The organism is Nonomuraea sp. NPDC001684 (genome assembly GCF_053596515.1).
The window spans coordinates 1-4,002 of the sequence record NZ_JBSFGJ010000645.1 but is presented as its reverse complement, the minus strand read 5'-3'; the positions used below and the strand labels follow the sequence as shown (position 1 = coordinate 4,002).

At 72.1% G+C, this 4,002-nt stretch carries 5 protein-coding genes; 3 read left to right on the top strand and 2 right to left on the bottom strand.

Annotated features, from left to right (window positions below; translation table 11 throughout):
* Positions 1 to 94: 94 nt before the first annotated feature.
* Positions 95 to 661, bottom strand: coding sequence for an RNA polymerase sigma factor (locus ACWCSD_RS49225; RefSeq protein ID WP_449926203.1), 567 nt, complete (start codon positions 659 to 661; stop codon positions 95 to 97).
* A 161-nt stretch (positions 662 to 822) separates the two neighbouring features.
* Positions 823 to 1,212 (bottom strand): MerR family transcriptional regulator, encoded by a 390-nt coding sequence (locus ACWCSD_RS49220; RefSeq protein WP_397158031.1) that lies wholly within the window; start codon positions 1,210 to 1,212, stop codon positions 823 to 825.
* Positions 1,213 to 1,269: 57 nt separating this feature from the next.
* Here ACWCSD_RS49220 and ACWCSD_RS49215 point away from each other — a divergent pair, with 57 nt between their 5' ends.
* The 3 genes from ACWCSD_RS49215 (at position 1,270) to ACWCSD_RS49205 (ending at position 3,894) form a co-directional block, all read left to right on the top strand.
* Positions 1,270 to 2,460 carry an MFS transporter gene (locus ACWCSD_RS49215; protein ID WP_449926200.1) on the top strand — a complete coding sequence of 397 codons (1,191 nt, stop codon included), beginning with the start codon at positions 1,270 to 1,272 and terminating at the stop codon, positions 2,458 to 2,460.
* 48 nt (positions 2,461 to 2,508) lie between these two features.
* Positions 2,509 to 2,940 carry an AAA family ATPase gene (locus ACWCSD_RS49210; RefSeq protein ID WP_397158035.1) on the top strand — a complete coding sequence of 144 codons (432 nt, stop codon included), beginning with the start codon at positions 2,509 to 2,511 and terminating at the stop codon, positions 2,938 to 2,940.
* A 108-nt stretch (positions 2,941 to 3,048) separates the two neighbouring features.
* Positions 3,049 to 3,894, top strand: a complete 846-nt coding sequence (locus ACWCSD_RS49205) for a helix-turn-helix transcriptional regulator (protein WP_449926197.1) — start codon at positions 3,049 to 3,051, stop codon at positions 3,892 to 3,894.
* The last annotated feature ends 108 nt before the right edge of the window (positions 3,895 to 4,002 follow it).

The window sequence follows — 4,002 nt, the reverse complement described above, 5'->3', positions numbered from 1 at the left end:
GCGCGGGCCAGGAGAGCCGCCCGCGCCGCGGCTTGGGCGTCGGGGGCCGGCGGCGCCGGGCGCGCCCAGTCCTCGCGCAGCCTTTCGAGGTCGTTCATGATCCGTCCCTTTCCAGTGCGGCTTGGATTCTGCTGCGGGCCCGGTGCAGTCGTGAGCGGGCCGTTCCGGCCGGGATGCCGAGCGCGCTGCCCGCTTCCTCCGAGGTCAGCTCCGCCCAGGCGACCAGGAGCAGCACGTCCCGATCGCGATCGGCGATCTCGGCGAGCGCCTCGGCCAGCCGGGACGTGCGGGCTCCCGCGTCGACGGCCCCGGCGACCTGATCGGCGTGGTCCTCCACGGGGCTGTCGGCGCCCGCCTTGGCCATGGCCCGGTACTGGCGTACTTCGGCGCGATGATGGCGGGCGATGAGGTTGGAGGCGATGCCGTGCAACCAGGGCCGCGCGTCGGCACGGGAGACGTCGTAGCCTGCCCGTTTGTCGAAGGCGATGAGGAACGTCTCCGCGGCGACGTCGTCGGCCAGGCCCGCGCCTAACCTGCGCGCGGCATAGCCGTGGATCTCGGGGTAGTAGCGGTCGAATATGGCGGCGAAGCGCTCCGGCTCCCGCCTGGACTGTTCGATGATCACGGCGTCCGCTGCTTGGGCCGGCAGCGCGCGTGACATCGAGGTCACCTCTCGATCCCTGGGTTCACACCGGTTCTTCACCGATCACGAGACAAGTGTTCACGACGTCCACTCACCACGGCCCGCAGGGAGCCGGAACTCATCGGCGGGGGCCGAGCCACCCCTGAGGGCCACGCCGCGGCCGGTGTGGTGGGTGCCGTTCAGGCGTCGAGCGCGGCCCGGGCCCGGCGGGTGACGTCGGCCGGGGCCGCGGCGATGACGTCGTCGAGCGCGTCCATGGAGGTCTGGAGGTCGCTGATGGCCTGGGCGATGCGGGCGCGCTCCCGGTGGAGGTCGGCGACCAGGTCCGAGCAGGTGGGGACGAGGCGGTCGCCGGCGTCCCGCAGGCACGGCAGGACCGTCATGATCGTCGAGGTGTTCAGGCCGGCGGCCAGCAGGCTGCGGATGCGGCGGACGACGGCGACGTCCTCCTCGACGTATTCCCGGTAGCCGCTGGGGCGCCGCTGCGGGTGGAGCAGACCTTGTTCCCCGTAGTAGCGGAGCAGGTGCACGGCCACGCCGGTCCGCCGGGACAGCTCACCGATGCGCACGACGACACCCCGCTCGCCTTGACTCTCATATCAATGTGAGACTTTAGCGTCTACGGCATGAAGATGGACAAGGGTTTCGCGACGCTCGCGGCATTGTGCTCAAGCGTCTTCGTCGTGGGCACCTCGGAGTACCTGATCGCCGGGTTGCTGCCCCAGGTCGGAGCTGATCTCGACGTCTCCGTGGGAACCGCCGGACAGGCGGTGACCGCCTATGCGCTCGGAGTGGTGGCCGGAGGGCCGCTCATGGCCCTGCTGACCTCGCGTCTGCCGCGCAAGGGGCTCGCCGTCGGGCTGATGCTGCTGTTCGCGGCGGGCAGCGCGATCAGCGCGGCGGCGCCGTCGTTCGGCCTGCTCCTGGCAGGCCGCGTGGTGTCCTCGCTCAGCCACGCCGCCTTCCTGGCTCTGGCGCTGGTGACGGCGACCCGGGTGGTCCCGGCCGAGCGGACGGGCTCGGCCATCGCCACCGTGGCCTCCGGCTTCACCGTGGCCACGCTCCTCGGGGTGCCCCTGGGGGCACTGCTCGGGGAGAGCGCCGGTTGGCGGGCTCCCTTCGCCGTGCTGACCGTGCTGTCCCTGGTGGGCGCCATGCTTCTGGCCGCCGTCCTGCCCCGGCAGGAGGCGCCGTCCACGCGACTGCGTGACGAGGTACGCGTGGTGACGCGCCGGCCGGTCCTGCTCGCCATCGCCACCACCGCGGTGGGCTTCTCCGGGGTCGCCACGGTGTTCACCTACATCGCCCCGCTGCTGATCCGCGTCTCCGGCTTCTCCGCCGCGGCGGTCTCCGGTCTGCTGCTCGCCTACGGCGCGGGCAGTTTCATCGGCAACCTCACTGCCGGACGGCTGACCGACAAGTCGATGAGCGCCACCGTACGGGGGGTCTTCGGCGGGCTGGCGGGGACGCTCCTGCTGGTCCCGTTCGCCGTGGTGTGGCAGCCTGCCGCCGTGGCCGCGGTCCTGGTGCTCGGCCTGCTGGCCACCGCGACCATCGCCCCGCTCCAGGGACTGATCCTGCACCACGCGGGCGCCGCCCCGAACCTGGCGGTCTCCGCCAACGTCGGCGCCTTCAACCTCGGGGCCGCGGCCGGCTCGGTCATCGGCGGCGCGATCGTCGCCGCCGGCGCCCTGCGGTGGACCGGCCTGGCGGGCGCGGCACTGAGCCTGATCGGACTGGCCCTCACCTACCTCGTCCTGCCCCGGCCACGGACGTCACCGAAGACCGCCGAACACCAGGCCCCGATCGCCGTCTGACTCCCCGCCCACCCGCCGCGCCGCGCCGACGGCCGTCCAGAGGACCAGGTGAGAGCGTTCCTGCAAAGCTCGCCGCAGGACGGGCGGCACCCCCGGTACTGTCGGACGGTGCTCATCGGCTCACCGAACACCGTCCTGATCGTCATTCGAGGCAACTCCGGATCCGGCAAGTCCACCGTGGCCCGCACCGTGCGGGAAACGTATGACCAGCGCGGCATGGCCCTCATCGGTCAGGACGTCGTACGCCGGGAGATCCTCCGCGAGCGCGACAAGGCGGACGGCGTGAACATCGGGCTGCTCGACGTGATGTGCCAGCGCACCCAGTTCAGCTTCGACGACATGCGGCGGTGGTACCTCGAACAGGACGTCCTGCCCGGCGCGACGGAGACGATCATCGACGAGAGCAGCACCCTGGCCCGGACCGTCGGGCTGATTCTCCAGAACGCGGGCCTCGTGACAGGCGAAGCGACACGCCTGTGAGCAGTTGGACCACCGTCGACGGTCCCTCCCGACAGGGCGCGATCTCCATCAGCCGCTGAGGGCGCCGGACGGCCTTCTGCGGGTGGGGAGTTTGGCAGTCTTGGTGCTATGTATCCCGCTTCTGCACTTGGCGAGTTCCTGCGGTCCCGACGGGCCCGGCTGCGTCCCGAGGACGTGGGCCTGAGCTCGGGAGTCAGGCATCGGCGCGTGGCGGGGCTGCGCAGGGAGGAGCTGGCGCCGCTGGCCGGAGTCAGCGTCGGCTACTACACCCGCCTGGAGCAGGGGCAGAGCCCCAACGTCTCGGACGACGTCCTGGACGCAGTCGCCCGCGTCCTGCGGCTGGACGACGACGAGCTGGCCCACCTGCACCGGCTGGCCAGGGCCGCCCGGGCCGGGGCGAGGGCCAAGCCCGAGCAGCTGCGTCCCGGCATCAGGCTGATGGTGGACGCCTTCACCGACCGGCCCGCGATCGCGGTCGGCCGGCGGGGCGACATCCTGGCCTGGAACCGTCCGGCGCACGCGCTGCTCGCCCCGCACTGGCCCTTCGACGGGGCGGAGAAGCCGAACTTCGTCCGCCTCGACTTCCTGGAGCTGGACTTCTCCCGCGGGCTGTACGCCGACTGGGCGCAGAAGGCCCGCGACGACATCGCCTACCTGGAGGGCTCCCTGAGCCGCTTCCCCACCGACGAAGGGCTGAAGGCGCTGGTCGACGAGCTGCTGGCGCTCAGCCCTGAGTTCCGTGCGATGTGGACCGAGCACCCGGTGAGCAACTGCGCCTCCATCTCGCGCGACTATCGCCATCCAGAAGTGGGCGTCATGACCCTCACCGCCGAGCTCCTGCGCACGCCCGACGACGAGGGGCAGGGCGTGACGGTCTTCCAGGCCGAGGCGGGTTCGCCGTCGGAGGAACGGCTGCGGCGGCTGGCCGAGCTGGCCGCCGCCGTCTCACCGTAGGGCCTCGGGGGCGGGTCACGCGGCCTCGTTGGCGGCGCAGGAGGGCGCCGCCGACGAGGGCGCCGGCCAGCGCCACCGCGCCGGCCACCAGGAAGGCGGCGTGCAGGC

What these genes read in the sequence shown, in the direction of transcription:
- ACWCSD_RS49225 (WP_449926203.1), bottom strand. Translation starts at nt 661, where the DNA reads ATGTCACGCGCGCTGCCGGCCCAAGCAGCGGACGCCGTGATCATCGAA.
- ACWCSD_RS49205 (WP_449926197.1), top strand. Translation starts at nt 3,049, where the DNA reads ATGTATCCCGCTTCTGCACTTGGCGAGTTCCTGCGGTCCCGACGGGCC.
- ACWCSD_RS49215 (WP_449926200.1), top strand. Translation starts at nt 1,270, where the DNA reads ATGAAGATGGACAAGGGTTTCGCGACGCTCGCGGCATTGTGCTCAAGC.